This is a genomic window from Streptomyces sp. ATLC9, assembly GCF_057196705.1.
Genome location: NZ_JBXUOY010000339.1, coordinates 1 through 5,002 on the forward strand (window position 1 = coordinate 1; position 5,002 = coordinate 5,002).

Sequence of the window (5,002 nt, forward strand, 5' to 3'; positions counted from 1 at the left end):
CCGACGGGCCCTGCGCGGCCGAGTGCGACCGCATCCCCCTGCTGGACCGGGACGCCGCGGCCGAGCGGCACGCCCCGCACCCCGCGGGGGCGTCCCTGCCGGCCCGGGCCCGCCCCGTTCGGCCCACCGCGGGCATACGCCCGCCCGCACCCCTGCCGCACACCGCCGGACGTCCCCCGTACACCGCACGCCATCAGGGCCGGGCGCCGCCGCCTTCGCCGGGCAGCTGACGTTTCCCGTCGTCCCACCGCCGCGGCCGGCACCCGGCCGCGGCGCCCTGCCGGAGGCACACCTTGAGACGCGCCACCCTGGTGCGGGCACTCCTCGCCCTCGCCGTGATCACCCTGTCCGTCCACGCCGCGGTGACCTCCTCCCCGCGGCTCGGCCTCGACCTGCGCGGCGGCACCCAGATCGTGCTGGAGACCCGCGACTCGCCCACCACCGAGGCCGACCGGGAGGCCACCGACCGCACCCTGGAGGTGCTGCGCCGCCGCGTCGACGCGCTCGGCGTCGCCGAACCGAACATCACCCGGTCCGGCGACAACCGGATCATCGTCGAACTGCCCGGTCTGCAGGACCCGCGCGAGGCCGCCGACGTCCTCGGCCGCACCGCACAGCTCACCTTCCACCCCGTCCTCGGCGCCGCGGCCGAGGAGGAGGCCGAGGAGGGCGAGCGCGTCCTGCCCGACACATCCGGCCGGCGGCTGAGGCTGGGGCCCGCCGAGCTGACCGGCGAGGGCGTGGAGGACGCCGAGGCGGCCATCGACCAGCAGACCGGCGGCGGCTGGTACGTCACCGTCGACCTGCGCGGCGGCGGTGAGGAGGCCTGGGCCGAGCTGACCGGCCAGGCCGCCTGCGCGCCGCCCGGCGACCCCGGGCGGCGGGTGGCGATCGTCCTCGACGAGGAGATCATCTCCGCGCCGCAGGTCGATCCCTCGGTCGCCTGCGAGCGGGGCATCACCGGCGGCTCCACCCAGATCACCGGCGACTTCTCCCAGGAGGAGGCCAAGGAGCTGGCCCTGCTCATCGACGGCGGCGCCCTGCCGGTGCCGGTGGAGATCATCGAGCAGCGCACCGTCGGCCCGACCCTGGGGGAGGAGGCCATCGAGGCCAGCGCCCGGGCCGCGGTCATCGGCACCGCGCTGACCGCGCTGTTCATCATCGCCGTCTACCGCCTGCTGGGCGCCCTGGCCGCCGTGGCCCTGGCCTGCTACGGGCTCATCTCCTACGCCGCGCTGGTCGCGCTCGGCGCCACCCTCACCCTGCCGGGACTGGCCGGCTTCGTGCTGGCGATCGGCATGGCCGTGGACGCCAACGTGCTGGTCTTCGAACGCGCCCGCGAGGAGTACGCCGCCCGCCGCGGCAGGAACCTGCTCAGGGCGCTGACGGAGGGGTTCCGCAACGCTCTGAGCGCCATCGCCGACTCCAACGTCACCACGCTGCTGGCCGCCGGGCTGCTGTTCTTCTTCGCCTCCGGGCCGGTGCGCGGCTTCGGCGTGACCCTGTCCATCGGTGTGCTCGCCTCCATGATCAGCGCCCTGCTGATCACCCGGGTGCTCACCGAGTTCGCCGTCTCCCGCGACGCGGTGCGCGGACGGCCGCGGCTCACCGGTATCGCGGGCGTGGGCCGGGTGCGCGAGTGGATCAACCGCCGGGAGCCGGACCTGATGCGCCGGCGGCGGCGCTGGCTGGCGGTCTCACTGGCCGCCGTCGTCCTGGCCGGCTCGGGCATCGCGGCGCGCGGGCTGGACTTCGGGGTGGAGTTCACCGGCGGGCGGCTGATCGAGTACTCCACCGCCACCCCCGTCGACCCGGAGCGGGCGCGCTCGGCGCTGGCGGACGCGGGCTTCCCCCGCGCCGTCGTCCAGACCTCGGGGGACGGCGACATCACGGTGCGCACCGACGAGCTGTCCAACGACGAGGCGGCCGAGGTGGCCGAGACGATCGGGGAACTGGGCGGGGAGACGGAGAAGATCCGCGACGAGCTGATCGGCCCCAGCCTCGGGGACGAACTGCGCCGGGGCGCCCTGATCGCCCTCGGCGTCGCGCTGGCCGCCCAGATGCTCTACCTGGCGATCCGCTTCCGCTGGACCTTCTCGGTGGGCGCGGTGCTGGCGATGGTCCACGACGTGCTCATCCTCGTCGGGATCTTCGCCTGGCTCGGCAAGCCGGTCGACGGGGTGTTCCTGGCCGCGCTGCTCACCGTGATCGGCTACTCGGTCAACGACTCGGTGGTGGTCTTCGACCGGGTCCGCGAGCTGTGGGCGGCCCGGCGCGGGGAACCCTTCGCCCAGGTCGCCAACACGGCCGTCCTCCAGACCGTGCCCCGCACCGTGAACACCGGCATGGGCGCGCTGTTCATCCTGGCCGCGCTCGCCCTGCTCGGCGGCGACACGCTGACCGACTTCGCCGTCGCGCTGCTGATCGGCATCGTCGTGGGCACCTGGTCCTCGGTGTTCACCGCGACGCCCGTCGCCGTCGAACTGGAGGCGCGCAGCAGCGCCCCGCCGCCGCGGCCGGCGCGGAGCCGGTCCGCGGCGGCCGCGGGCCGCTTCGGCACGGGGGACGGACGCAGGCCGGGAGACAGTGGCGCACAGATCTGACGGGCCGGGCGCCGCACGCCCCGGGACACGCCCGCGCGCCGGGCGGGGTCAGGACCGTCCGGTGTCCGAGGCGGGCGACTCCTCGAAGTCGACCTTCCCTATGTGGCGGTTCAGCGACTTCATCAGCATCCAGACGGCCAGCCCCAGTACCGCGAAGACGAGGAAGCCGAGGACACCGGGCGTCACCTTGTTCTCGTCGAACTCCTTGGCGAGGTCGACGAGGCCGGGGGCCTGGGTGAGGGCGAGGTTGGTCGGGCTCATGGCGTCAATTGTCGCGGATGCCCGCGAAGAGGTCGTCCTCGGGGAGGGATGTGTCCACCAGGGACTTCGCCAGCTCGTACTCCTCCGTCGGCCAGACCTCCCGCTGGAGATCCAGCGGGACCTTGAACCAGCCGCCGTCGGGGTCGATCTGGGTGGCGTGGGCGATCAGCGCCTTGTCCCGGACCTCGAAGAAGTCCGCGCAGGGCACGTAGGTGGTCAGCGTGCGCTCGGCGCGCTGGAACTCCTCCCACCGCTTGAGCCACTCGCCGTAGGGGGAGTCCAGGCCGCGCTCCAGCATCGCCTCGTGCAGGGCGAGGGTGCGGGGGCGGTTGAAGCCCTGGTTGTAGTAGAGCTTCAGGGGCTGCCACGGCTCGCCCGCGTCCGGATGGCGGTCGGGGTCGCCCGCGGCGTCGAAGGCCGCCATCGTGATCCGGTGGGTCATGATGTGGTCCGGGTGCGGGTAGCCGCCGTTCTCGTCGTAGGTGGTGATCACGTGCGGCCGGAAGGCGCGGATGCTGCGCACCAGCCGTCCGGCGGCCTCCTCCACGTCCTGGAGCGCGAAGCAGCCCTCCGGCAGCGGCGGCAGCGGGTCGCCCTCGGGCAGGCCGGAGTCGACGAAGCCCAGCCACTCCTGCTTCACGCCCAGGATCTCGCGGGCCTCGGCCATCTCCCTGGCCCGCACCTCGTGGATGTGCTCCTCGATGTAGGCGTCGCCCTGGAGCTTGGGATTGAGGATGGAGCCGCGCTCCCCGCCCGTGCAGGTCACGACCAGCACGTCCACCCCCTCGGACACGTACTTCGCCATGGTCGCCGCGCCCTTGCTCGACTCGTCGTCGGGGTGCGCGTGCACGGCCATCAGTCTGAGCTGTTCAGTCAAGGCTCGATCCTCATTACCTGGTCATGGGAGACGGCTTCTATAGTGACCGAAGCGGCATCCGCTTGTATTCCCTACAGGACCGACAGGACGTGGCGATGAGTTCGGCTGATCCGGCGCGCGCGGAGCTGCCCCGGGGGCGGTACGGGCGGTCGGGGGACGAGCGCTCGGACCGCCGTCTGAAGGCGGTCGGCGCGGTGCTGGGCGTGGCGTTCCTGGCGCTGATCGCCTGGTTCGGGGTGTCGTACGTCACCGGGACGCGGGTCAGCGGCGAGCTGATCAAGTTCGAGATCGTCTCGGACCGCGAGGTGGCCGTCCATCTGGAGGTCCGCAAGGACGAGGACGTCACCGGTGTGTGCACCGTCAACACCCTCGCGGAGGACGGCGGGGACGTGGGCCGTGCGGACTTCACCTTCGACGGGCCGCGGGGCCGCATCGACGAGGTCGTCACCGTGCGCACCACCGGGCGGGCCACCAGCGCCCAGCTGATCGGCTGTACGACGGCCGGCGGAGACTGACGGCCCCCCGGGCCCGAAGGTCCGACCTTCTTCCCTTTTCCTGCGGAATTGTTAGGCTCGTGGTTTCGCCCACCCATGAAGGCGCACCCTTCGGGTAGGGCGTTGATTTATATCCCGAGAGTACCTACGAGGAGCACCTGTGACCCAGACCAGCGACAACGTCACCTGGCTCACCCAGGAGGCGTACGACCAGCTCAAGGCCGAGCTGGAGTACCTGTCGGGTCCTGCCCGCGTCGAGATCGCCAAGAAGATCGAGGCGGCCCGCGAGGAAGGCGACCTCCGTGAGAACGGCGGCTACCACGCGGCCAAGGAGGAGCAGGGCAAGCAGGAGCTGCGGGTCCGCCAGCTCACCCAGCTGCTGGAGAACGCCAAGGTCGGCGAGGCCCCGGCGGACGACGGCGTGGTCGAGCCCGGCATGGTGGTCACCGTGGCCTTCGACGGTGACGAGGACGACACGATCACCTTCCTCCTGGCCTCCCGTGAGTACGCGAGCTCGGACATCGAGACCTACTCCCCGCAGTCCCCGCTGGGCCGGGGTGTGAACGGCAAGAAGGTCGGCGACGACGCCGAGTACGAGCTGCCCAACGGCAGGATGGCCTCGGTGCGGGTCCTGAACGCCAAGCCGTACCAGGCCTGAGCCTCCGGACCCCCGGCCCCCAGGACCGGGGCGGAGACGACGCGCGGCCCCCGGCCGCCACCGAAACCCATCCGTGGCGGCCGGGGGCCGCTTCGTCGTGGCCGCGGCG

The 5,002-nt window shown here is 72.6% G+C and carries 5 protein-coding genes and 1 pseudogene; 4 read left to right on the top strand and 2 right to left on the bottom strand.

What is annotated here, in order from left to right; genetic code table 11:
• Together AC2CJA_RS24060 and secD are read left to right on the top strand one after the other, a co-directional pair.
• A pseudogene (locus tag AC2CJA_RS24060) lies at window positions 1-230 on the top strand (hypothetical protein); the annotation flags it as partial.
• A 63-nt stretch (window positions 231-293) separates the two neighbouring features.
• On the top strand, window positions 294-2,603 hold the full coding sequence (gene secD / locus AC2CJA_RS24065; RefSeq protein WP_484604780.1) for a protein translocase subunit SecD: 2,310 nt from the start codon (window positions 294-296) through the stop codon (window positions 2,601-2,603).
• Between the two features lie 48 nt (window positions 2,604-2,651).
• On the opposite strand, the gene AC2CJA_RS24070 is transcribed toward secD, so the two are convergent.
• Complete coding sequence (locus AC2CJA_RS24070; protein WP_484604781.1) at window positions 2,652-2,864, bottom strand: hypothetical protein; 213 nt, start codon at window positions 2,862-2,864, stop codon at window positions 2,652-2,654.
• Window positions 2,865-2,868: 4 nt separating this feature from the next.
• Window positions 2,869-3,741, bottom strand: a complete 873-nt coding sequence (mca, locus tag AC2CJA_RS24075) for a mycothiol conjugate amidase Mca (RefSeq protein WP_484604782.1) — start codon at window positions 3,739-3,741, stop codon at window positions 2,869-2,871.
• Between the two features lie 95 nt (window positions 3,742-3,836).
• Between mca and AC2CJA_RS24080 the strand changes: the two genes are divergently transcribed.
• Both AC2CJA_RS24080 and greA read left to right on the top strand, forming a co-directional pair.
• Entirely contained in the window at window positions 3,837-4,256 is a 420-nt protein-coding gene (locus tag AC2CJA_RS24080; protein WP_484604783.1) for a DUF4307 domain-containing protein, read from the top strand.
• Window positions 4,257-4,395: 139 nt separating this feature from the next.
• A complete protein-coding gene (greA, locus tag AC2CJA_RS24085) occupies window positions 4,396-4,893 on the top strand; it encodes a transcription elongation factor GreA (RefSeq protein WP_241714298.1) in 498 nt (165 codons plus the stop codon).
• Window positions 4,894-5,002 lie beyond the last annotated feature (109 nt).

Bases quoted from the DNA above. Each gene is read 5' to 3' on its own strand.
- AC2CJA_RS24070 (WP_484604781.1), bottom strand. From the start codon at position 2,864: ATGAGCCCGACCAACCTCGCCCTCACCCAGGCCCCCGGCCTCGTCGAC.
- AC2CJA_RS24080 (WP_484604783.1), top strand. From the start codon at position 3,837: ATGAGTTCGGCTGATCCGGCGCGCGCGGAGCTGCCCCGGGGGCGGTAC.